We start from the raw sequence: 23,257 nt of genomic DNA, 5'->3' as shown, positions 1-23,257 counted from the left end.
AGATTCTTGGAGACGATTGATGTTGGAAGAAGCCAGAAGCCAGTGGCATCCGATCGCCGCTTCCCATGATTTGCCGTACCGCCACGTTTTCCATGGTCAATTGCTCGGCCGGGAATTCGCCGTCTGGCGGGCCGATGACGGCTACATCAACATCTGGGAAAACCGCTGCCTGCATCGCGGCGTCAGGCTGTCGATAGGCATCAATGACGGGCGCGAGCTGAAGTGCCAATATCACGGCTGGCGTTATTCGAACCGCACCGCCGGCTGCACCTACATTCCAGCGCATCCTGCCGACGCGCCGGCCCGCACCATCACCAACCGCACCTTCCCCGGGGTCGAGCGCTACGGCTTGGTCTGGTCCTCCGAGGAGCCTCGCGGCGAGGTGCCGGATGTTGCCGCGCTGACCGAAGGCAAGCTGCTCGCCTTGCGCGGCATCGCGGTCAACGCGCCGGCCGACAAGGTCGTCGAAAGGCTGAAGGCCTATCGCTTTCAGCCCAACGCAGCGATCGAAGGCGAGGGCGCGGAAACCATCATCGAGGCCGCGCGGGATTTTGCCGTGGCGCTGCACTCGCGCGATGGTGGTGCCGAGACGCGCGGCGTGTTCTTCGTGCAGCCGGTTGATTCAAACCGTTCGGTGATCCGTGGCGTGCTCGATCAGGAGGTCGAAGCAGCCGCCCGCATCGCCATCCTGCGCCACCACAATGAGCGGCTTTCCAAGCTGCGCGACGAGGTCGAGCGCGACGTCGCGAACGCACCGGCGCCCGCGCCGATCGAGCCGATCTACGAAAGGGTGTCGGCCGAACTCGCCGAAATGCCCGAGGTGACCGCGCATGGCCGCAAGGCGGCGCTGCGCGTCAGCGTGGCCAGGAAATGGCAGGCGGCCGACGGCGTTGCCGGTTTCGAGCTCCGCCCGATCAAGGGCATCCTGCCGACGTTCCAGCCTGGGGCCCATATCGACGTCCATATGCCCAATGGCGAGATCAGGCAGTATTCGATCACCAACGGCCCTGGTGAAACCGACAGCTTCATCATCGGCGTCAAGCTGGAGCGGGATTCGAAGGGCGGCTCCAAATGCATGCATGAGACAGTCCGCGAGGGCGACGTGCTGGCGATCTCCGAGCCGCGCAACAATTTCCCGCTGCGCCGTGACGCGATCAAGACGCTGTTCGTCGCCGGCGGCATCGGCATCACGCCGCTGCTCGCAATGGCGCAGGCGCTGAAGAACCAGGAGCTGGCGCACGAGCTGCACTATTTTGCGCAAGGGGAGGAACACCTCGCTTTCGCCGATCGGCTGAAGCATCTCGGCGATGCGCTGAAGCCGCATCTCGGGCTGTCGCCGGACGCGACCGGCGCCGAGCTTCGGGGGATTCTCGCCGGTTACCGGGACGGCATGCATCTCTACATCTGCGGTCCCGGACCGATGCTGGAAGCCGCCCGCAAGATCGCCGCCGAGCAGGGCTGGCCGGATACCGCCATCCATTTCGAATATTTCAAGAACACCAACAAGATCGACGACAGTTCGAGCTTCGAAGTAGCGCTGGCGCGCTCCTGCGTCACGCTGCAGGTGCCGGGCGGCAAGACGATCATGCAGGTCATGCGCGAGAATGGCATCGATGTTCCGTCGTCCTGCGAGCAGGGCGCATGCGGTACCTGCGTCGCGACAGTGATCGAGGGCGAGCCGGACCATCAGGACGTCTACCTCAACGATGCCGAGCGCAAGGCCGGAACCAGGATCATGACCTGCGTCTCGCGCGCCAAATCGGCACGCCTCGTGCTCGACGTTTAGGAACTCCCGATGATCACGCTTTACGATTACGAACTTTCGGGCAATTGCTACAAGCTGCGGCTGCTGATGAGTTTTCTCGGCATCGACTACAAGACAGTGCCGGTCGACTTCTACCCCGGCCGCGAACACAAGTCGGAATGGTTCCTGAAGCTCAATCCGCTCGGCCAACTGCCGGTTATCGAGGATGGAGGGCTGATCCTGCGCGACGCCCAGGCGATCCTGGTCTACCTCGCGTCGAAATACGATCCGTCGAGCACATGGTATCCCCGGAACAGACCGGCCCTGCTCGGCGAGATCAGCCAGTGGCTGGCCTTCGCCGACGGCATCACTTCGACGGCGTCGGCCGCCCGCCTGCACGACGCGCTGTTCTACGATTTCGACATCGATGCCGCACGCGCCGGCGCGCACCGGCTGTTCCGTATCCTCGACGAGCATCTGTGGTTCGGCGAGCAGCAGGGCCGCGGCTGGATCTGCTCGGCCGATCATCCGACCATCGCCGATATTGCCTGCTTTCCCTACATCATGCTGTCGGAGGAGGGCGGCATTACGCGCCAGGACTATCCCGCCATCCGGCGTTGGTGCGATCGTGTCAAACGCATCAAAGGCTTTACCGTGATGTCGGGCGTGTTCCCGGCGGGGCCGGCCAAGGCCGCATGATTTCTATCGCAACGCCGGGCGATCGATCGTCCCGGCAAGCAAGTTTGGGAGAAAGAAATGAAAACCCGCGCCGCTGTTGCCGTTGCCGCCGGAAAGCCGCTTGAGATCATGGAGGTCGACCTCGACGGCCCGCGCGAGGGCGAGGTGCTGGTCGAGATCAAGGCGACCGGCATCTGCCACACCGACGAGTTCACGCTGTCGGGTGCCGATCCCGAGGGCCTGTTTCCCGCCATTCTCGGCCATGAGGGCGCCGGCGTGGTAGTCGATGTCGGCAAGGGCGTCACCTCGGTCAAAAAGGGCGACCATGTGATCCCGCTCTATACGCCCGAATGCCGGCAGTGCCCGTCGTGTTTGTCGCGCAAGACCAATCTGTGCACCGCCATCCGCGCCACGCAGGGGCAAGGCCTGATGCCGGACGGCACCTCGCGCTTCTCGATCGGGGGCGAAAAACTGTTTCACTATATGGGCTGCTCGACCTTCTCCAACTTCACCGTGCTGCCGGAGATCGCCGTTGCCAAGGTCAATCCCGACGCGCCCTTCGACAAGATCTGCTACATCGGCTGCGGGGTGACCACCGGCGTGGGCGCGGTCATCAACACCGCCAAGGTCGAGCAAGGCGCGACCGCGGTGGTCTTCGGCCTCGGCGGCATCGGGCTGAACGTCATCCAGGGCCTAAGACTTGCCGGCGCCGACATGATCATCGGCGTCGATCTCAACAACGACAGACGAGCCTGGGGCGAGCGCTTCGGCATGACGCATTTCGTCAATCCGAAGGAGATCGACGGCGACATCGTTCCCCATCTCGTCAACATGACCAAGCGCGGCGCCGACCAGATCGGCGGCGCCGACTACACGTTCGACTGCACCGGCAACACCAAGGTGATGCGCCAGGCGCTGGAGGCTTCGCATCGCGGCTGGGGCAAGTCGGTGGTCATCGGCGTGGCGGGCGCCGGCCAGGAGATCTCGACGCGGCCCTTCCAGCTGGTCACCGGGCGGACCTGGATGGGCACCGCCTTCGGCGGCGCGCGCGGCCGCACCGACGTGCCCAGGATCGTCGACTGGTACATGGACGGCAAGATCGAGATCGACCCGATGATCACCCACACGCTGAAGCTCGAGGACATCAACAAGGGGTTCGACCTCATGCATGAGGGCAAGTCGATCAGGGGTGTCGTGGTTTACTGAGGGCGGCCCACACGCCGCGGGCCCGAGGACATCCCCGCTTGGACCGACAGGAGCCCTGTCGGCTTGAGAAGGCGGGCCACAGAAATGCCCGGACTTTTCGCTACCTCCAGCCTCCCGGCCAGGTCGGCGTGTTCCCAAAGTCCGGCGTCGACCGGCGGCGTGACCAAGGTGCACCTCGGTTACGCCGCCGGTGCTGTTTGCAGGGCTGAAGGTTGCGGGTGCGGCGGCCGGCAGCTATGTCGGACCGAAAGGTCATGACGAAAGGCAGAGTTGATGAAAGTCGTTTCCACGTCCAAGTCGCATGGCGGCGTCCAGGGTGTTTATTCGCACGCTTCAGAGGTCTGCGCCTGCGACATGACCTTTGCCGTCTTCGTGCCGCCGCAGGCCAAGGATGGGCCGGTGCCGGTGCTGTGGTATCTTTCGGGTCTCACCTGCACTCATGCCAATGTCATGGACAAGGGCGAGTACCGGCGCCTGGCGGCCGAGCTTGGTCTCATCGTGGTCTGCCCCGACACCAGCCCGCGCGGTGCCGATGTGCCGGACGAGAAGGATAATTGGCAGTTCGGCTGCGGCGCCGGTTTCTATGTCGATGCGACGCAGCAGCCTTACGCCAGGAACTACCGTATGTATTCCTACGTCCTCGACGAGCTGCCGGGATTGATCGCCGCGAACTTCCCTGCCGACATGGCGCGCCAGGGCATATCGGGGCATTCGATGGGCGGACACGGCGCGTTGACGATCGCGCTGAAGAACCCCGACCGCTTCAGGAGTTGCTCGGCCTTCGCGCCGATCGTTCAGCCGACGACTGCTGGCTGGTCGCGGCCTGCGCTCGAGAAATATCTCGGCGCCGACGACAGGGACTGGCGCGCCTATGACGCCACGCTGCTTATCGAGGACGGCCGCCGTTTTGGCGAGTTCCTGGTTGACCAGGGCACGGCCGATGGGTTCCTTGACGAAGGCCTCCGTCCGTGGCTGCTCGATGAAGCCTGCAAGAAGGCCGGCATCGACCTCACCTTGCGCATGCAGGAAGGCTACGATCATTCCTACAACTTCATCTCGACCTTCATGGACGATCACCTGAAGTGGCATGCCGCTCGGCTAGGCTGAAGAACCGCCGGGCATCATCAGCGGTAGGGTCTGTGCATCGGCGAAGGCGACATAGCCACGGCGCAGGCGGCGCACGGGTCCGCGCCCGATATCGCCGGCAAGGGCATCGTCAATCCCTATGCGATGATCGAATCCACCCGCATGCTGCTGCAATGACTTGGCCACAACCGCGGCGCCATCGTCGCTGCCATCGAGAAGGAAACTGAAAATGTCCTCGCATAGGATCGCCGTCATCGGCGGTGACGGTATCGGGCCGGAGGTCGTCGAAGCCGGCGTGAAGGTGCTGGAAGCCCTGACCGCTGTCGAGCCGGGTCTGGCCTTCGACTTCAAGCGCTTCGACTGGGGTTCCGATTATTACCGCCGCAACGGCCGCATGATGCCGCAGGACGGCCTCGGGCAATTGGAGGGTTTCGATGCGATCTATTTCGGCTCGGTCGGCGATCCGGACCTTCCCGACGACGTCACCCTCTGGGGGCTGCGCCTGGCCATCTGCCAGGGGTTCGACCAATACGCCAACGTGCGGCCGACGCGCCTCTTGCCCGGGCTGACCGGCCCGTTGCGGCCCGATCTCGGCAAGCAGATTGACTGGGTGATCGTGCGCGAAAACAGCGAAGGCGAATATGCCGGCGTCGGTGGTCGCGCCCATCGCGGACTGCCTATCGAGGTCGGCATGGATGTCGCCGTCTTTACCCGCGCCGGGATAGAACGCATCGCACGTTTCGCCTGCGAGCTTGCGCTGTCGCGCCCCCGCAAGCTTCTGACGGTTGTCACCAAGTCGAATGCGCAGCGTCACGGCATGGTTCTGTGGGACGAAGTCGTGCGCGGCGTGCTTCGCGACTATCCCGGTCTCAGCGTCGACTGGATGCTGGTGGACGCCATGACCCAGCGCATGGTCAACAAGCCCGGCAGCATCGACACGGTTTTGGCGACCAACCTGCATGCCGACATCCTCTCCGACCTGGCCGCCGCGCTGGGTGGATCACTCGGCATCGGCTCGACGTCGAACATCGATCCCTCGCGCAGCCGGCCGTCCATGTTCGAACCCATCCACGGTTCGGCCTTCGACATTACCGGCAAGGGCGTCGCCAATCCGCTCGGATCGTTCTGGACGGCGAGCCTGATGCTTGAGCATCTCGGCGAGCAGGCCGCCGCGCGGCGCCTCATGGTTGCGATCGAGCTTGTCACGGACCGGGCGGAATATCTCAGCCCCGATCTCGGCGGCACCGCGAGCACCGCCGAGGTTACCGCCGCGATGATCGCGGCCCTTCGCGCCAATTAGAGTAATTCCAGGAAAAGCGTGTACGGTTTTCCCGGGAAAAGCGCGTAGCGCTTTCCCTTGGGAATTGCGACAAAAACAAAGAGATAGCGCGGCACGAACAGGCAAGCATGTCATCGAGGGCGTGGCCTCAGGAAGTTCGCGCGCCTTCGGCGTCCGTTCCCCGATATTTAACATGCTCTATGAAAGCGCGCAGCTTGGGCAGGACCTGGCGTCTGTCGGGAATACAGAAAAACGCCCGGCGTCGTGACGGCGAAGGGCGTGAGCAACGCTTGCAACCGGCCATCGGCAATCGGGGCTTCGGTGAGAGGGCCGGGCACCTGTGCAAGTCCGACACCTTGGATCGCCGCGCCAAGCAGTGTCGGGTAATCATGCGCGACCAGCGGCCCGGAGACGATTGCCTCGACCGTCTTGTTGCCGTCGATGAAGGGCCAGGGCGCGATCGATCCGTTGGAGCGGCGCATGCGCAGGCAGGCATGGCCGCGCAGATCGTCGATGCGCTCCGGCCGCTTCTGCCGGCGCAGATAGCCAGGGCTGCCGACGACCACGAGCGGGAACGGCGGCGTCAGCCGAACCGCGACCATGTCGGCGGCGATGAACTGGCCGAGCCGGATGCCGGCGTCGAACCCCTCGGCCGCCAGGTCGACCAGTTCACCGCTTGCGGCGATCTCCACCTCTACTTCGGGATAGGCCTGGCAAAAGGATGCCACCAGCGGCTCCAGCAGGATCGGCACCACGGCGCGCGGCACAGAGAGGCGCAACAGCCCAGTCGGCCGCTGCCCAAGTTCACGTGCGACTTCGCTTGCGGCGACCAGTTCCTCGAAAGCGGGCTTTGCGCGCGAAAGGAACCGTTCGCCGGCTTCGGTCAGGCCGACGCTGCGCGTCGTGCGCATGAAGAGCGCCGCACCGACGCGCACCTCGAGCGCGCGCACCGCCTGGCTGATCGCCGATGGCGTGACGCCGAGCTCCGCGGCCGCTTTTCGGAAGCTGCGGTGTTGCGCGACGCCGAGGAACGCCTCCACGCCGTCGAGCGCACCTTTCCGGATTGTGAAGTTCTGCTTCATGCCCCGTCAACATTATCGCGAATAGTCGACCGCTGGAAGCGGGCGTAAATTGCGCCTTGCATCTCTCGGGAGGCCATATGTCGCCTGCAACCATTTTCCTGTTACATCTCGCTCTAGGCTACGTGCCTTGGCTGCTCTGCGTCGGCGTGTATGTCTTGCCCCGGCTCAGATCCGTCAACCTGGTCGAGGCGCAACGTGCCATCGCCACGCTGCACAGCTTCCGCTTCTTCGGGCTTGTCTTCATCGTTCCAGGCGTCGTCGGGCGCGATTTGCCGGCTGATTTCGCCACCTTCGCCGCCTATGGCGACTTCGCAACCGGAGTGTTGGCCATGCTGGCGCTTTTGACGACGAGGATACGTCCGCTGTTCTGGTTGTCCGTCGTCGCGTTCAATCTCGTGGGGACGATCGATATCGCCGTCGACTACTATCACGGCAGCCAAGCCGGTCTTCCTGAGCTGGCGGGGCAGTTGGGCGCTGCATACGCGATCCCCGTAATCTATGTCCCACTGCTGATGATCACGCACGTCGTCGCGTTCTACCTGATGGTGCGCCCCCAGATCCAGGCAGCTCGAGTCTTCGCAGGCGACGCGGCCGCATCTCCGTGAGGCAGCAAGTGCCGGTGTACCGGCGCGCCGCGGCGCAGACGCTTCGCGGCGCGCGGGTATTCGACTAATAGGTCGTGCGCCCGCCCGACAGGTCGAAGGTCGAGGCGGTGGTGAAGCTGTTTTCCTTTGAGACGAGCCAAGCGACCATGGCGGCGGCCTCGTCGACCTCCAGCAGACGGCCGCGTGGAATGCGCGAGCGCATGTATTCGATGTGCTCGGGCGTGAGTTGTTCGAGGATTCGGGTCTGCGCGGTGGCCGGCGAGATGCAGTTGACCGCAATGTCATACTGCGCGAGCTCCTTGCCGAGCGATTTGGTCATGCCGATGACCGCCGCCTTCGAAGCGGAATAGGCGGCGGCGTTGGGATTGCCTTCCTTGCCAGCGACGGAAGCGATGTTGACGATCCGCCCGTAATTGCGCGCCTTCATCCCGGGCACCACGGCGCGGTTGACGTAGAAGGTGCCGTTGACGTTGATGTCGATGATCTTCTTCCACGTCTCTATGTCGTAGCTGTCGAGCGGGGCGGCGGGACCGGCAATGCCGGCAGAATTGACCAGGATGGAGATTTTGCCGGCGCTCTCCTCGGTTTTCGCCCGCGCGGCGTCCACCGTCTCCCAATTCGCAATATCGACGACCAGCGTCGTGGCGGCCTTGCCAAGGTCGCGCTTGGCCGTTTCGAGGCGCGCCTCGTCGACGTCCCATAAGGTGACCGTCGCGCCGGAGGCGACGAAACGTTTGGCCATCGCGAAGCCGAGGCCTTGCGCGCCTCCAGTGATCACGGCGTGTTGGCCGTCAAGATCGATCCTGTTCATGCCGGGCGTTCTTTCTGGTTGAGTGAATTGAGGTTGCCTGTTGCGGGCGGGCGATGTCGCTACATGGTAGCGCCGAGGTTCCAAGGCACGAACTCATTGTCGCCGTAGCCCAGCGATTCCGATTTGGTACGCGCGCCCGATGCCACGCGCAGGATCTCTGCGAAGATCTCCTGGCCTTTGTCGTCCAGCGTGACGCCGTCGAGGATGTCCCCGCAATTGATGTCCATGTCCTCGCGCATCTGCTCGAAAATGAAGGAATTGGAGGCAAGCTTGATCGAGGGCGTCGGCTTGCAGCCGAAGGCCGAACCGCGCCCGGTGGTGAAGCACAATATGTTCGCGCCGCCGGCGACCTGGCCGGTTGCCGAAACCGGATCGTAGCCGGGCGTGTCCATGAAGACGAGGCCGCGTTCGTTGATCGGTTCGGCATATTCCAGCACCGCGCGCAGATTGGTCGTCCCGCCCTTGGCGGACGCGCCGAGCGACTTCTCCAGGATCGTCGTCAACCCGCCGAGCTTGTTGCCGGGAGACGGGTTGTTGTTCATCTCCATGTCGTGCTTGGCTGTGTAGTCCTCCCACCAGCGGATACGCTCGATCAGCTTCTCGCCGACCGCGCGGTTTTCCGCACGCATGGTGAGCAGATGTTCGGCGCCGTAGATCTCCGGCGTCTCGGACAGCACCGCCGTGCCGCCTTGCGCGACAAGCAGGTCCACGGCGGCGCCAAGCGCCGGATTGGCGCTGATGCCGGAATAGCCGTCCGACCCGCCGCATTGCAGCGCGAGCACCAGTTCGGAGGCCGGTTGTGGCGTCCTTTGCGCGGCGTTGACCATGGGCAGCATATCGACGATCGCCTTGACCCCTGCCTCGACCGTCTTGCGTGTGCCGCCAGTCTCCTGGATCGTCATCGTGCGGAAGGTCGTGCTCTCCTCGATATTGTAGGACTGCATCCAGCGCGGAATCTGGAACGCCTCGCAGCCGAGCCCAACCATCAGCACGCCGCCGACATTGGGGTTCGTGGCAAAACCCCACTGCGTGCGCTTCAAGAGGTCGTAAGCGGGGCCTTTGGTGTCAATGCCGCAGCCAGTGCCATGGACGAGCGAGATCACGCCGTCGACATTGGGATAGTCGCGCAGGATGCCGCAGCGGTTGACCTCTTCTACGATGAAGCGGGCGACGCTGGCCGAACAATTTACCGAGGTCAGGACAGCGATGAAGTTGCGCGTCCCGACCTTGCCGCTCGGCCTGCGGTAACCCATGAAGCTCGCGCGCTCGGCTTCAGGGACGACAGGCGTTTGCCTGGCGTTGGTGCCGAACAGATAGTCGCGTTCGAAATTGCGCAGATATACATTGTGCTCGTGAACCCAATCGCCGGCGGCGATCGGTCCGCGGGCGAATCCGATGGTCTGCCCATATTTCACGACCGGCTCGTCCGAAGCGATGTCGCGGATCGCCATCTTGTGGCCGCGCGGTATGCGCGCCTTCGCGGGCATGTCGCCTGCCTTGTCGCCGATCATCAACGGATCGATCGCCAGAAGGATGTTGTCGGCATGCGAAAGCTGGATGAACCGCGCCATTACAAACTCTGAAAAAGCCCCCGTCGGCACAATGCCGCCGAATGGATCGGAATACTAATATAATAGATTGTCAACGGTCAAGCTGCGAACACGGCTCACCAGGCATCGGCAAGCCGGTCGGATGCCAGGTTCGGGACCTCAAACCTGCGCCGCCCGTCTCAGCGCTCAGTCGAGGTCGTCAGTCGAGAAGCTCGGCGGCGACTTCGAGCGTGTTGCGAAATGACGTCTCGAGGTGATGCTCCATTGCCTGTGCGGCGCCCTCGGCGTCGTGACGCTTCAGCGCGTCCAGAATGGCCTCGTGCTGCTCGATCGTCTGCTCGCCATAGCCGGGCTTCGGAATGGCGAGATAGCGGCCGCGATCCATCTGCGCCTTTGAGATGTCGACGGCGCGCCAGATCATCGGCAAGCCGCATATTTCAGCAATGGTGCGGTGAAAGACGTCGTCGAGCTGAATCGCTGTGGCGTACCTGCCGCGCGCAATGGCGAGCTTATGCGCGGCCATGTTGTCTTCCAGCAATTCACAGGCAGCCGGCGTCAGCTTGGCGGCGGCGCGCCTGGCGCTCTCCATCTCCAATGCACGCCGGATGACATAGGCTTCCTCGAGGTCGGCCCGGCTGATGGGAGCAACGTAGGTGCCGGTCTGCGCCAGGATCTTGACGAGCCCTTCGTCGCTGATGCGTTTGACCGCTTCGCGCACGGGCGTGCGCGAGACGCCCAGCGCTTCGGCAATTGCGATCTCATTGATGACCTCACCCGGTTTCAGCCGTCCGACGACGATCATGTTGCGGATCTTGTTGTAGATCTGGTCGCGCAGCGGGAGGGCTCGATTGAGGGTCGAAGGATCTAGATCCATGGAAAATCCCATCGTTCGTCCACCTGAAATGGCAAAATTATTCGAATGTCAAACGGAATGCACCTGCTTGCGACGCGGGGTTCGTTGCGATCCGACGCCAGTGACGGAGCGGTCAGATCCAGCTTGCCAGAACTATTATATTAGTGCAATAGTGCCGCCCGTTGCGTGATTTTCAGCCTATGGTGAAGTGCCTGGTGCGGATGCGCTGAAAGGGGCCTTCGGGCGGGCTCGAGGTGGGCCGAACCGTGCCTTGAAGTGCATTATACTAACATAACGCTGCCCGCATGCTACCAGGGAGGACCAAGCCTAGATGAGTGCCGCCGCCGATTGTGCCCTGGACATGAGAGGCATCTCCAAGAGTTTTCCCGGCGTGAAGGCCCTGTCGAACGTCAATTTCGCCGTCCGGTTCGGCACCGTCCATGCGGTCGTCGGCGAGAATGGCGCCGGCAAATCGACGCTGATGAAGGTGCTCAACGGATCCTACGCTCCGACCGCCGGCACGATCCTCGTCGGCGGCGCCGAAGTGCGCATGCGGCGTCCCGCCGACGCCCAGGCGCTCGGCATCCGCATGGTGCACCAGGAGATCAATCTTGTTCCCGACCTGACCGTCGCGGAGAACGTCTATCTCGGCCGCATGCCCGGCAAATGGAGCTGGCTGCACAAGGGCGAAATGGTCAGGAAGGCCGCCGCCGTCCTCCACGAGCTGGGCGCGGCCATCAACCCGCGCGCGCGGCTCGGCGACCTGTCCATCAGCCAGCAGCAACTGGTCGAGATCGCCAAGGCCTATGCGGCGCAGCCCAGGATCATCGTGCTGGACGAGCCGACATCGAGCCTGAGCGAGCACGAAACCGCGGCGCTGTTCCGGATCCTTCGCAAGATGCGCGATGACGGCATCGCCATCGTCTACATCAGCCATAGGCTGAAGGAGGTTCTCGAGATCGCCGACGAGGTGACCGTGCTGCGCGACGGCTCAATGATCGAAACCCGTCCGATCGACGGCATAACCGCGGCCGAGATGATCAGGCTGATGGTTGGCCGCGAGGTCGCCAACGTGTTCCCGAAAAGCCCGGCCGCGATCGGCAAGTCCGTGCTGCGTGTCGAACGCATCGGCGACGGGGCGCATTTCAGTGATGTCAGCTTCGATGTGCGCGCCGGGGAGATACTGGGCTTGACCGGACTGGTCGGGGCGGGTCGCACCGAGGTAGCACGCGCCATCTTCGGCCTGTCGCGGCTGGTGGAGGGAACGGTCAGCGTCTACGGGCGCAAGGTCGCCATCAACTCTCCTTCCGAGGCGGTGCGAGCCGGGATCGCCTACGTCCCCGAGGACCGCAAGGGCGACGGCATCATTCCGGGCATGTCGGTCCGCGAGAACATCAGCCTGTCGATATTGCGGCGTCTGACCAGCTTCGGCCGTATCAGGCGCAGCGCCGACCGTTCGCTGGCGACGACCTATGTGAAGCAGTTTTCCATTTCGCCGCCCGACGGGGAGCGGCGCATCAACCTGTTGTCGGGAGGCAACCAGCAGAAGGCGGTCATCGCCAAATGGCTCGCGGCCAAGCCCTCCGTGCTCATTCTCGACGAGCCGACGCGCGGCGTCGACGTCGGCGCCAAGGCCGAGATCCACAGCATCATCGGCCGGCTTGTCGCCGACGGCATGGCGGTGGTGATGATCTCGTCGGAACTGCCCGAAATCCTCGGCGTCTGCGATCGCGTCGTTGTGATGCGCGACGGCCGCGCATCGGAGGCGCTCGCCCGCGCCGAACTGAGCGAGGAGCGCATCATGGCGCTGGCGACGGGGGAGGCTGCATGACTGATGCGGCCATGGAGACCAGCGGGGCGAACCGCAATGACCGCTTCACGCGCGGCAGCAGGCTTGCCGATGTCCTGTCCAAGGCGGGGCTTGGCTTCGCTATCCTTGCAGTGGTGCTCTACGGCTCATTCGTCAGCCCCGCCTTCTTCACCACAGGCAATCTGCTCAACGTCCTGACCTCGATGTCCATTGTCGGCATCGTCGTCGTCGGCATGACTTTCGTGCTTGTGGCAGGCGGCTTGGCGGACCTGTCGGTGCCGGCCACCATCGCCTGCGGGGCCATCCTCTCGCTCGGGCTGCAGCCAATGATCGGGCCGGTTCCTGCCTTCGTCCTGGCGGTGGCGCTTGCGGGCCTTATCGGCCTGCTCAACGGCGTGCTGGTCGGCTATGTCGGTATCAATCCCATCATCGCCACGCTCGGCATCGGCACCATCGGGCTGGGCATCGTGCAGGCGGCCGTCGGCGGCGTCATCGTCTATGGCAACAATCCCGCTTCGGCCGAATTCGCCAAGGGCCGGCTCTTCGGCGTCCCGGTCGTGGTGCTGATTTTCCTGCTGATCGCCCTCATAGGCCATATCGTCCTCTCGCGCTCCTTCTGGGGCAGGTGGACGCTCGCCACGGGCGGCAATTACAGCGCCGCCGAGGCGAGCGCGGTGCCGGTGGAGGCGGTGAAGGCCGGTGCGTTCGTGATCACGGCGTTGGCTTCGGGCGTCAGCGGCGGCCTGCTGGGCCTGACCTTGCAAAGCGCGCGGCCGCTGATCGGCGCCGGCTACGAGTTCAGCGCCATCACCGCGGTCGTGGTCGGCGGCGTGTCGATCATCGGCGGTTTCGGCTCGGTGCCGAGGGCGATCGCGGGCCTGATCTTCGTGCAGCTTCTGACCAACGTCATGGTGCTCGACGGCGTGCGCACGGCGATCCAGGGTTTTGTCCTCGGCATCCTGATCGTCGGCGCCGTCGGCATGGACGCGGCATTGCGCAAGAGGGGGGTGGCGTGATGAGGTTCCTGGCGCTTGCCTCGCGGCACAGGGTGATGATCATCCTCGGCCTGACGCTGATCATTTCCGCCCTGGCGGTTCCGGGTTATTTCTCCGCATCGACCCTCGGACTCGGCCTCGACCGGGCGGCGACGATCGGCCTGATCGCCATTGGACTTACGGTGCTTCTGGTCGCCGGCCAGATCGACCTCTCCGGCGGCGCGGTGTTCGCGCTGGCGGGGATCATGTCGGTCATCCTGCAGCGCGAGATCGGCATCCTGCCTGCCGCATTTGTCGGTATCCTGGTCGGCATGCTGGCAGGCGCCATCAACGGCGCGCTGGTCGTCGGGCTGAAGGTGAACTCGCTGGTGCTGACGCTGGCGACGATGCTGATCTTCCGCTCGCTCGCGCATTGGATCACCAACAGCCAGCCGGTGACCGGCACCGACATCATGCTTTCGCTGGCGTTCGCCAAGATTCATCTCGAAATCTTCACCATCCGCAGTGCGCTGTTCATCGTTCTAATCGTGCTGCTGCATGTCTGGCTGACGCGTACCATACCGGGCCGAAATGTCTTTGCGGTCGGGTCCAATCCGGCGGCGGCCAAGGAGAGCGGTATCGCCTCCGATCGCATCGTTTTTCTGGGCTTCGTCTTCGCCGGGACGCTCGCCGGTCTCGCAGGCGTTCTCCAGAGCCTCGTCACCAACACCGGTTCGCCCGTCTTCGGCTCGGAACTGACAGTCGCCGTCATTGCCGCGGTCGTGGTCGGCGGAACCCGCCTCGAAGGCGGCAAGGGATCCGCGCTCGGCACGCTTGGCGGCGTGCTGACGATCGGCTCGCTGACCATCGCGATGGAGTTCCAATCCGTTCCCGCATACGTCCAGCAGGTCGTGTCGGGGCTTATCCTGATCCTGCTCGTCGTGCTCGATCGGGCCGTGACTACCAAGGGGAGGGCGCCGGGCACAGGCCCCGCGCTCATTCGCGACAATCCAATCACTCAAGGAGGAAATACATGATCGGGAGGAAACCTATGATTGGCAAGAAAAGCATGCTCCACATTACCGCCATGGCGGTAATATTGGCCTCGACGGGCTGGGCCAGTGCAAAGACGGTCTGCTACGTCACGGCCGCGGATTCGCATGCCTATGCGACGCCGGCCAACAAGGCGCTCCAGGCGCGCGCTGGCGAACTCGGCATCGAGATCCTGAGCCTCAGCCAGGATTTCGACGTCCAGAAGGGCACGGAGCAGCTCAACACCTGCGTCGCGCGCAAGGTTGACGGCATCATCCTGTGGCCGCTCGACCCGCAGGCCTACATACCGGGCCTCGCCCGCGCACAGCAGGCGAACATTCCCGCGATCCTCATCAACTCGCCGATGAGCGACGATGCCAAGCCGTTCATCAAGTCGTTCACCGGGCCCGACGTTTACGAGGAAGGCAAGCTTGCGGCCGACTCGCTCAGCAAGGCGCTTGGCGGCAAGGGTTCCGTCGTCATCATCGCCGGCCAGGCCGGCAACGGCACGACGATCGGCCGCGTCGGCGGCTTCACCGATCGTCTCAAGGAAACCAGCGCCGACATCAAGGTGCTCGATACGGTCAATGCCGATTTCGACCAGCAGAAGGCGCTGGTGGTCAGCCGCGACCTGATCACCCGTTTCGGCGACCAGATCAGCGGCGTCTACGCCAATGACGACACCATGGCGCGCGGCTTCATCGACGCCTGGAAGGAGGCCAATCCGTCCAAGGCGGCACCGCCGATCGTCGGCATCAACGGCCAGAAGGACGCGTTCGAATCGATCCGCACCAACGAAATGTACTCCACCATCGTGCAGTCGCCGGTCGAGGACGGCCGCCTGGCGATCGACACCATGGCGGAGATCATGGACGGCAAGGAGGTCAAGGACCGTTTGCCGATCCCGCTGACGGTCGTCACCAAGGACAATGTCAACGCGGTCGAGCCGGCGTTCTGATCCCTTGGGGCCGGCTCGGCAGAACCGGGCCGGCTCCTTCGTCTTCTGGCGCGGACGGACGATCCGGCTGCGCTGCTCACTATAGGAAGGCCTGCCAGCCAAGGCTGCGCGGCACAGTTGGAACTTCCGTTTGCGCCCCGGATTATCCATCCGGGAGAACGCCAATGCCTTCTACGGCCATCCGCAGCACACAGTACCATCCCGCCACCAGGGTGCTTTCGGTCTGGTTCGTACCGAGCGGAAACCGCTATGACTACGAAGACGTGGAGCCCGAGACCTACGCTGCCTTCAAAGCCGCCTCTTCCAAGGGACGCTTCTTCAATGAATTCATACGGGATCGCTACAGGTTTCGTCTGGTCGAACGCGCCCCTGAACGCTGATGCACGCCAGCAACAAAGCGTGGGATCGCGGGACTGTTCGTCGGTCACGAATTCGTGCCGACAGGCATACGCCGAACAAGATCAGCAACTTAATTGCCGGATATTCGTTTCATGATGTCCTCGAGGCCATGAAATGTCTCAAGTTTACGATCTTGCATCCGGTCTGGTGCGGCGGATCTACGAAAAGCGCATCGACGCGCCGGCGATCCTCGATACCGCCAGCGAATTTCCAAACGCCACCAAGTTCACGGCCGCCTGGCAGGCCATCCGCGACGAAGCGCTTGCCGTGGGCAAGGCGCCCCGCTTCCACGACATCATGCCTGAACAGGCCGACATCTCGGCCAATGACGGTCGCGACTGGCGTATGTTCGTGCTCAAGGCCTACGATGTCGCGGTTCCGCAAAACCTCGCGCGAATGCCGGTCCTCGACCGGCTGCTTGCAGAATGCCCTGAGGTGAAGTCGGCGGCGATCTCTTTCCTGGCTCCGGGCAAGCACATTCCCAGCCATCGCGGCCCTTTCAGGGGCATAATGAGGTTCCATCTCGGCCTGGTAATCCCTCGACAGGCAGATGGTCGTCCGGCGACGGTCATGATGATCAATCATCAGGAGAGGCGGATCGCCGACGGCGAGTGTCTGTTGTGGGACGACACGTTCCCTCACGAAGTGACAAACAACGCCGACAAGCCTCGCGTGGCCCTGCTTTTGGATATCTGGCGTCCACGAATGCCGCGCGACATGGAAATCCTGTCACGCCTGATCGTCCACGGCGTGCAGGCAGGCATGCGCCGCAGAGGCGTGTCCTTTTCTGCGTGAGGAGAGGCTCGCGGGCCATGGGCTCGCCGAGCGCCTTGGCGCGTCAGTCGCGTGGGCCCGCCACCATCCGTGCGATCCGTGTCATGTCCGTGCTCATTTCGCGGTCGTCGTCAAGCGGGCTGACAAGGGAGCGCACGGCGGCGAAGGTGCGCTGCGGTCCGTCGCCCATGCCGTCGACGACACCGCGCAATTCCACCCCCGTAGCCGCAAAGATCAGTTCCATCGCAACGAGATAACGCAGCCGCTCGACGATTTCGGCTGTCTTGGCCACCACGCGCGGGGCCATCGACGACTGATCCTCGATGCCGTCCGAAACGGCAAGCGGGCTGAGCGACATCGGGTTGGCGAGGTGCCGGATCTCGACTTCCAGCGCGGCAAGCGGTTTCTGCAGCTCCGCGTAGCCCTGGCGGCTCCCACCCCTGGCCGACAGGAAGCGCGGCAGCTCCGCCGTTATCGGCGACATCAGCTTCATGCAACGGTTGGCGGTGCCGACCGCGCAATGCGCAAGCGCCTGGCCGAGCTGTTCCCAGGCCAGCGTCATCGCCGTCAGGTCGAAGTTGCCGTTCGAGACGACCCGCTCGATCTCCGGCAGGATAACCGGGTTGTCGCCCGAATGAGCCAGTTCGATCTCCGTCGCCAGCTTCGCCTGTTCGAACGCATGCAGCAGGCCGCCCCACACCTGCGGCACGCAGCGATAGCTGAGCGGGTCCTGGAGACGCCGCGCGGCGTTGTCCTCCCACAGGCCGCTTCCCGCCAGTTCCGCCCGCAGACGCGCGCCGATCTCGCGCTGGCCGAATGCCGGGCGGGCTGACAGCGCCTCCTCGCTGATTGCGCTGACGGATGAGCGGAATGCCTCATAATTGAGGGCCACGGCAGCCAGCGACCAGTCGATGAGATGGGCGACGTCTTCCAGGCACAGGCATGCCGTTCCGGTCGAAAGGCTGTTCGCGACGATGATGGCGTGGCCGTCCTTTTCGCGCAGGTTGAGTGGTTCGAGCCCGGCGAGAGCCAGCGCCTCGGCGGACGGCATGATCTTGCCCTGGAACTCCGCTTCGCCGTCGCCGCGCAGCGCCCTTGCCATATGCCCGAGGGCGGCAAGGTCCGCCGCCCCGATCGATCCCCAACTGGGGATCACCGGATGAACCCCGGCGTTAAGTGCCGCCACAAGGCCCATGACCACATGTTCGGAGGTGCCGGTGCCGCCGGCCGCCATGCCTGAAATCCTTGCGGCCATAAGCGCCCGCACGGCCTCTGTCGGAAGGGCGGGGCCGATGCCCATACTGTGGCTGAGCGGTACGCTATGCTGGAACGCGACCAGGTCGGCCTGCGCAAGCGGAGTATCCACGCACGCACCGAGACCGGTGGTGACGCCATACATGGGCTTGCCAAGTTGCGTGAGATGCTCGATGAGCGCACGGCTCTCGCGGATGCGGCGCATCGCCTGACCACCCAACTCGAGGCGGGCATTGCGTCGTGCGACCTCGGCCACATCAGCCGCACTGGGCGGCTTGCCGTCAAGCACTACCATTCTGAGTGTCATATCCTGCCCCCATGATCGCTGCCGCCAATGCCGCGCCGGCCTGGCCGCATGCGGCTTGCGGCTGCCAGTTTTGCTGTTTCCGCGGGCCAAACTGCAAGCCATTCCCGTTCCGAAGGTTTCGCCGCGGCGATCTCGCGTCCATGCCGGGTGCATCGCCGCCGGCTTGCAACTCTTCTCGTACACATGGATACCTATATCCGAGAATGAAGCTTTCCCCTAAGCTGACGATACGTGAAATGGGAGCATGGATTGCGCGGATTTGGCGAAGGCTTGATCGAGAGGCCGCAAACGGTTGCCGAGCAGGTCGCCAATGTCTTGCGCGAGGCCATTGCCAGCGGGACCCTGAAGGCCGGCACGACGTTGCGCCAGGATGATCTGGCCGAGCAGTTTGGCTTCAGCCGGATGCCGATCCGGGACGCGCTTCGTCAGCTCGAGGCCGAAGGCATCGTGTCCATCCACCCGACAAAGGGTGCGCACGTCGCCAGAATGGACGGCGACGAGATCCGAGAGATCTATGCCGTGCGCGAACTGCTCGAGTGCGAGGCACTGCGGCTCTCCATTCCCGGCCTGCCCGGCGGCAAGCTGGACGAGGCCGAACAGGTGCTCGATCAGATCGATGCCGAGCGCAATGTCGGCAGGTGGGGCGTGCTGAACCGGGCCTTTCATCTGACGCTTTATGACGCCTGCGGCAATCGCCGATTGCTCGGCCTGATCGAGGCGCACCATAATGCAGCCGACCGCTACGTCCGTATCCTGTTGTCGAACCTCGACTACCGCGCCCGCTCGCAGACGGAGCATCGCGACCTCTTGGCCACTTGCCGGCGACGCGACGCCGGCGAGGCCGTCAGCGTTTTGACGCAGCATCTGCGCCAAGGCAGCGAGACACTGGTCAACGCCATAGAAGGCGACGGTCTGTCGCGAAAATCTTAGAATCTTTGTCCAATTCCGATGGGCGCGCGTGACGGGCTGTACGCCTTCGTCTAGCCGCTGCCGTCAGGGACGCTGCTTTTCAGCCTGCCTGATTTGATCAAATGGAAGAATTGGTTCTGGATTTCTCCCTGAAAATGCGTTTTGAAGAGCACTCCAAATAAAAGTGTGATCAAATTGGAAAGGCTGGGCTATTGACGGTGCAAAAGGAAGAGATCGACATCCAGAATGCGCTGGCTCTTGCCGAGCGCTTCACGATGGCTGGCCGGCGCGCCTTGGTGACCGGCGGCAGCGTCAGCATCGGCCGTGAGATCGTGCGGGTTTTTGCCGAGGCGGGCGCCGATGTGGCCGTCCATTTCGCTCGCGACGCCGACGTGGCATTCGGGCAGCCGGATGCGGCCGCCGAAGCTGTCCGTGAAATTCGCGGGAAGGGCAGGCGCGGCGTCGCCATCGATGCTGATTTCGCTCGGGCCGGAGAGGCGGCTCGCTGTGTCCAGGCGGCGATCGAGGCGTTGGGCGGTGTCGACGTGCTTGTCGTCTGCGCCTCGATCCAGTACCGCACGCCTTTCCTCCATCTACCCGCCGAGCAGATCGAGCACCAGATCCAGATCAACTTCAAGGCGACGATCGAATTGCTGCAGGCCGCCTTGCCCGGCATGAAGGACAATGGCTGGGGCCGTGTGCTGACGATCGGCAGCATCAACCAGACGCGGCCCGAATCCGATCTCGCCGTCTATGCCGCGCTGAAGAGCGCGCAGCACAATCTGTCATTCAACCTTGCCAAGGATTATGCGCCACACGGGGTGACGATCAACAACCTGTCGCCCGGGCTTGTCGTTACCGAGCGCAATCGCTGGCGCCGCGAGGACGCGGCCAAATGGGCGGAGATCCAGAAGGGGTCCGCGCCGATGCAGCGGGCCGGCGAGGCGCGCGAGATGGCGGGAGCGGCGTTGCTGCTTTGCTCCGACGCCGGCAGCTTCATCACCGGGGCGGACCTGCAGGCGACGGGTGGCCGCCATCTCGGCTGGCAATAGCCGAGATTAACCGGCAAAAGCCGGCTCCGGCAGTCCCGCCACGCCGACGTCGAGTGCAAGCAGGCAACCCGCCAGGGGCTCGTTGGCCAGTTGATCCTCCGTCAGCTTCTGCGTTGCGGTCGTCACGTACAGTGTCTTCAGGCCTGGACCGCCGAAGGCGCAGGAGGTCGGCTGAGTGACTGGCAGAGGGACCAGCCTGTCGAGCCGGCCATCGGGCGCGAACCGCGCCAGCGAGCCGCCTTGGTAGCGCGCATTCCAGAGGAAGCCGTCCGCATCGACGGTGGCGCCGTCGGGCTTTCCAGGCGCCGCGTGCCGGTCGGCGAACAGAGACCACGGCCCCACAAATCCGCTCGCCGGGTCGAAATCCGCCCGCTCTATGTCGCCTTGCCGCGTATCCGTGAAGTAGACGGTACGGCCATCCGGGGCAAAGGCGATCGCATTGGGCACGGCGATCCCGTCGCGGATCCGGCTCGAACTTCCGGCGGCGTCGATCCGGTAAAGCGCCCCGGACGCATGCAGCCCATAGTCCCACATGCTGCCGCAGATTATGCCGCCGCCGGGATCGCACTTCATGTCGTTCAGCCGATGCTCGGGCGGCCCATCCTCCACGCGCGCCAGCAGGCTCAGTGCGCCGCTGGCGGGATCAAATGCGTGGAGACCTTGCCGCAAGGCCACGACGACACCGCCCGATGCTCGTGGAACCACCGAGCCGATGACCTCAGGCATCGGCCACGATGTCACCGCTCCTGTCTCGGGCCGCAGCCTGTGCAGGCAAGGACGCCGCAGATCGACCCAGAACAGCTCTCCGCCCCGCGCCAGCCATGTCGGCGATTCGCCCAGCGTATCGCCCGTCGACGCCGCGACCTCGAACCCGGCCGTCATTGCCGGCCGATATCGGGTTTGGGATCGACGGCGATGCGCGCCAGGAGGTCGTGTTTGGCCTTTTCGATATGCGCGCCCATCAAGGTCGCCGCCGAGCCGGCATCCTGGCGCTCTATGGCCCGGATGATGTGGCGATGATCGTCGATGACGCCATGGAAGCGCCCCTCGTCATAGCCGTAGCGTTGCCAGATCGCCGCCACCAGCAGCCAGTTGCGATCCACCATCGACAGCGCGCCCGGATTGCCGGCCGCCTCGTTTATGACGCCGTGAAAGATGTTGTTGGCATGTGGGACGGCAAGGAAGTCGTCGCTGGCCACTCTTTGCTCAAGCATGTCCTGCGCGGCCTTCAGATCGCGCAGGTGCTCGGCGGTGCGCCTTTCGCTGGCGCGCCGTGCCAGCATCGTTTCGACGGCGCTGCGGATATCGAACAGGTCGATCACAAACGACATGTGGACCGTCCTGACGCTGGCACCGCGATTGGGTTCCAGCACGACCAGTCCCGTGCCGCTCAAGGCGCGCAAGGCCTCGCGGACCGGCATGTGGCTTACGCCATAGCGGCCGGCGAGATCGTCGATCCTCAGCCTTGCCCCGAATGGAATGGCTCCGGAAACGATGTCGTCTCGAAGAAGCTTCTGAACGTCGGGAATACGCGCCATGCATCCAAGCCTACCCTGATTTGAGCAAATATTGCTCGCACGGCGATCGAAAGAAGTCAATTTTGCCCTTGCCAAGGCGACATTTGATCAAATATTGAGATTTGAAGAGATTGCCACGCTCGCGACCGTTTGGAAACGCCAATGCCACTGCCTGCCTCCGGTGCCGACAAAATCGACGGCCTGCCGCCATTCAGTGGCTACAGGCGGGTCGATGGCCGCGCCGGAATCCGCAATTATGTGCTGATCCTGTGCATCAATGGTTTGGCGCTGCGTGTCAGCGAGCGAATCGCGGCGGGTCTCGAAGGCGCGCTTCTGGCCGCGACGAGCGCGGGCAGGGGGCACATCGAGCCGGACCTCGGCCTGCACCTTGATCAACTTGTCGGTCTCGGCCGCAATCCGAACGCCGCCGCCGTTCTGGTGGTCGGAGTGGATTCGGCGACGACCGAGATGGTCGCGGCCCGCATTTCGGCTTGCGGCAAGCCGGTCGCCAGCGTTTCCTTCGCCGAGCAGCATGAGGACATGCTGTCGGTCATGGGCGAGGGCATCAGGCGCGGTGCGGCGTTGCTGCGCGAGGCTTCGCGGATCCGGCGCGAGACCTTGCCCGGCGCGCAGCTGGTGGTCGGCATCGAATGCGGCCATTCCGACGCGACGTCGGGTCTGGTCAGCAATCCGGTCGTGGGGGCCGCGGTCGATCTTCTGGTTTCGCATGGCGGCACCGTCATTGTCGGTGAGACCGTCGAGTGGCTGGGGGCAGAACATATACTCGCGGCGCGCGCTCGCGATGCAACGGTGGCACGACAGATCCTGCAGGCCGTGGAGCGCAAGGAAGGCTTCGCCGCCGCTTCCGGCCACAGCCTGACCGGCAACAATCCGGGCGAGGAGAATATACGCGGCGGGTTGAGCACGATCGAGGAGAAGTCGCTCGGCGCCCTGGCCAAGACGGGAACTTGCCGCATCGACGGCGTGCTCGGCATGGCCGAACCGGTCACCGCCGGCGGCCTTTACCTCATGGACGGCCCGTCCTTCTCGCCGGAATCGATGACAGGCTTCGCCGCGGCCGGTGCCCAGATCATGCTGTTCACAACCGGGCCAGGCAACAGCACCGCGAGCGCGCTCGCGCCGACGATCAAGATCACGGCGCGGCGCGAGACGGCTCGCCGGCTGCCTGAGCAGATCGATTTCGACGCCAGCCCGGTTTCGGAGGGGATCGAAACCGTCGCCGAAGCGGCGAACCGGCTGCTGGCGACCATCCTCGATGTCGCCGGCGGCACCCTCACCTTCGGCGAGATTTTGGGGGAAGGGCTCGAAGTTCCGACCCGCGTGCGGGGCTCGTTGTGACGGCTATCTCCTCGAACG

At 64.1% G+C, this 23,257-nt stretch carries 21 protein-coding genes and 2 pseudogenes; 16 read left to right on the top strand and 7 right to left on the bottom strand.

Annotation, left to right across the window (positions count from 1 at the left end):
* Positions 1–19 precede the first annotated feature (19 nt).
* The 6 genes and pseudogenes from FJ972_RS24170 to FJ972_RS24145 all read left to right on the top strand — a co-directional run bounded on the left by FJ972_RS24170 (position 20) and on the right by FJ972_RS24145 (position 6,014).
* Positions 20–1,786: a Rieske 2Fe-2S domain-containing protein gene (locus FJ972_RS24170; RefSeq protein ID WP_140525102.1), complete on the top strand. Its 1,767-nt coding sequence runs from the start codon at positions 20–22 to the stop codon at positions 1,784–1,786.
* A gap of 9 nt (positions 1,787–1,795) precedes the next feature.
* Positions 1,796–2,443: a glutathione S-transferase family protein gene (locus tag FJ972_RS24165; protein WP_140525101.1), complete on the top strand. Its 648-nt coding sequence runs from the start codon at positions 1,796–1,798 to the stop codon at positions 2,441–2,443.
* A gap of 57 nt (positions 2,444–2,500) precedes the next feature.
* Positions 2,501–3,628 carry an S-(hydroxymethyl)glutathione dehydrogenase/class III alcohol dehydrogenase gene (locus FJ972_RS24160; protein WP_140525100.1) on the top strand — a complete coding sequence of 376 codons (1,128 nt, stop codon included), beginning with the start codon at positions 2,501–2,503 and terminating at the stop codon, positions 3,626–3,628.
* A gap of 273 nt (positions 3,629–3,901) precedes the next feature.
* Complete coding sequence (gene fghA, locus FJ972_RS24155) at positions 3,902–4,735, top strand: S-formylglutathione hydrolase (protein WP_140497531.1); 834 nt, start codon at positions 3,902–3,904, stop codon at positions 4,733–4,735.
* A 48-nt stretch (positions 4,736–4,783) separates the two neighbouring features.
* Positions 4,784–4,885 (top strand): annotated as a pseudogene (locus FJ972_RS24150) (isocitrate/isopropylmalate family dehydrogenase); the annotation flags it as partial.
* Positions 4,886–4,943: 58 nt separating this feature from the next.
* Positions 4,944–6,014 (top strand): tartrate dehydrogenase, encoded by a 1,071-nt coding sequence (locus tag FJ972_RS24145; protein ID WP_140525099.1) that lies wholly within the window; start codon positions 4,944–4,946, stop codon positions 6,012–6,014.
* 127 nt (positions 6,015–6,141) lie between these two features.
* Here the strand turns inward: FJ972_RS24145 and FJ972_RS24140 are convergent.
* Positions 6,142–7,075: pseudogene (locus FJ972_RS24140) on the bottom strand (LysR family transcriptional regulator).
* Positions 7,076–7,152: 77 nt separating this feature from the next.
* On the opposite strand from FJ972_RS24140, the gene FJ972_RS24135 reads away from it, so the two are divergent.
* Positions 7,153–7,680, top strand: coding sequence for a hypothetical protein (locus tag FJ972_RS24135; RefSeq protein WP_140514462.1), 528 nt, complete (start codon positions 7,153–7,155; stop codon positions 7,678–7,680).
* Positions 7,681–7,744: 64 nt separating this feature from the next.
* On the opposite strand, the gene FJ972_RS24130 is transcribed toward FJ972_RS24135, so the two are convergent.
* The 3 genes from FJ972_RS24130 to FJ972_RS24120 all read right to left on the bottom strand — a co-directional run bounded on the left by FJ972_RS24130 (position 7,745) and on the right by FJ972_RS24120 (position 10,915).
* Positions 7,745–8,491, bottom strand: coding sequence for an SDR family NAD(P)-dependent oxidoreductase (locus FJ972_RS24130; protein WP_140525098.1), 747 nt, complete (start codon positions 8,489–8,491; stop codon positions 7,745–7,747).
* Positions 8,492–8,550: 59 nt separating this feature from the next.
* Positions 8,551–10,062: a UxaA family hydrolase gene (locus FJ972_RS24125; RefSeq protein ID WP_140497541.1), complete on the bottom strand. Its 1,512-nt coding sequence runs from the start codon at positions 10,060–10,062 to the stop codon at positions 8,551–8,553.
* Between the two features lie 178 nt (positions 10,063–10,240).
* Positions 10,241–10,915, bottom strand: a complete 675-nt coding sequence (locus tag FJ972_RS24120; RefSeq protein ID WP_140497544.1) for a GntR family transcriptional regulator — start codon at positions 10,913–10,915, stop codon at positions 10,241–10,243.
* Positions 10,916–11,225: 310 nt separating this feature from the next.
* Between FJ972_RS24120 and FJ972_RS24115 the strand changes: the two genes are divergently transcribed.
* From FJ972_RS24115 to FJ972_RS24090, 6 genes are all read left to right on the top strand, one after another.
* Positions 11,226–12,725: a sugar ABC transporter ATP-binding protein gene (locus FJ972_RS24115; RefSeq protein WP_140525097.1), complete on the top strand. Its 1,500-nt coding sequence runs from the start codon at positions 11,226–11,228 to the stop codon at positions 12,723–12,725.
* Positions 12,722–13,720, top strand: coding sequence for an ABC transporter permease (locus tag FJ972_RS24110; protein ID WP_226880389.1), 999 nt, complete (start codon positions 12,722–12,724; stop codon positions 13,718–13,720). The genes FJ972_RS24115 and FJ972_RS24110 overlap by 4 nt, the downstream gene beginning before the upstream one ends.
* On the top strand, positions 13,720–14,715 hold the full coding sequence (locus tag FJ972_RS24105; RefSeq protein WP_140525162.1) for an ABC transporter permease: 996 nt from the start codon (positions 13,720–13,722) through the stop codon (positions 14,713–14,715). The genes FJ972_RS24110 and FJ972_RS24105 overlap by 1 nt, the downstream gene beginning before the upstream one ends.
* 14 nt (positions 14,716–14,729) lie before the next feature.
* Entirely contained in the window at positions 14,730–15,668 is a 939-nt protein-coding gene (locus tag FJ972_RS24100; protein WP_140525096.1) for a sugar ABC transporter substrate-binding protein, read from the top strand.
* A gap of 164 nt (positions 15,669–15,832) precedes the next feature.
* Positions 15,833–16,048, top strand: coding sequence for a KTSC domain-containing protein (locus FJ972_RS24095; RefSeq protein WP_140525095.1), 216 nt, complete (start codon positions 15,833–15,835; stop codon positions 16,046–16,048).
* Between the two features lie 133 nt (positions 16,049–16,181).
* The gene (locus FJ972_RS24090; RefSeq protein WP_140525094.1) at positions 16,182–16,862 is read left to right on the top strand and encodes an aspartyl/asparaginyl beta-hydroxylase domain-containing protein; all 681 of its coding nucleotides are present in this window, start codon (positions 16,182–16,184) and stop codon (positions 16,860–16,862) included.
* 43 nt (positions 16,863–16,905) lie between these two features.
* Here FJ972_RS24090 and FJ972_RS24085 read toward each other — a convergent pair whose 3' ends face one another.
* A complete protein-coding gene (locus tag FJ972_RS24085; RefSeq protein WP_140525093.1) occupies positions 16,906–18,402 on the bottom strand; it encodes an HAL/PAL/TAL family ammonia-lyase in 1,497 nt (498 codons plus the stop codon).
* 249 nt (positions 18,403–18,651) lie between these two features.
* Between FJ972_RS24085 and FJ972_RS24080 the strand changes: the two genes are divergently transcribed.
* Together FJ972_RS24080 and FJ972_RS24075 are read left to right on the top strand one after the other, a co-directional pair.
* Positions 18,652–19,332, top strand: a complete 681-nt coding sequence (locus FJ972_RS24080) for a GntR family transcriptional regulator (protein WP_226880386.1) — start codon at positions 18,652–18,654, stop codon at positions 19,330–19,332.
* A 197-nt stretch (positions 19,333–19,529) separates the two neighbouring features.
* Positions 19,530–20,363 (top strand): SDR family NAD(P)-dependent oxidoreductase, encoded by an 834-nt coding sequence (locus FJ972_RS24075; RefSeq protein WP_226880612.1) that lies wholly within the window; start codon positions 19,530–19,532, stop codon positions 20,361–20,363.
* 6 nt (positions 20,364–20,369) lie between these two features.
* Here FJ972_RS24075 and FJ972_RS24070 read toward each other — a convergent pair whose 3' ends face one another.
* Complete coding sequence (locus FJ972_RS24070; RefSeq protein ID WP_140514479.1) at positions 20,370–21,245, bottom strand: SMP-30/gluconolactonase/LRE family protein; 876 nt, start codon at positions 21,243–21,245, stop codon at positions 20,370–20,372.
* Positions 21,242–21,901: a GntR family transcriptional regulator gene (locus FJ972_RS24065; RefSeq protein WP_140497561.1), complete on the bottom strand. Its 660-nt coding sequence runs from the start codon at positions 21,899–21,901 to the stop codon at positions 21,242–21,244. The genes FJ972_RS24070 and FJ972_RS24065 overlap by 4 nt, the downstream gene beginning before the upstream one ends.
* A 141-nt stretch (positions 21,902–22,042) precedes the next feature.
* Between FJ972_RS24065 and FJ972_RS24060 the strand changes: the two genes are divergently transcribed.
* Positions 22,043–23,239 carry a UxaA family hydrolase gene (locus FJ972_RS24060; RefSeq protein ID WP_140525091.1) on the top strand — a complete coding sequence of 399 codons (1,197 nt, stop codon included), beginning with the start codon at positions 22,043–22,045 and terminating at the stop codon, positions 23,237–23,239.
* Positions 23,240–23,257 lie beyond the last annotated feature (18 nt).

Source organism: Mesorhizobium sp. B2-1-1, assembly GCF_006442975.2.
GTDB lineage: Bacteria > Pseudomonadota > Alphaproteobacteria > Rhizobiales > Rhizobiaceae > Mesorhizobium.
The sequence above is the reverse complement of the archived record's forward strand: the minus strand, read 5'-3'. Positions and strand labels throughout refer to the sequence as shown.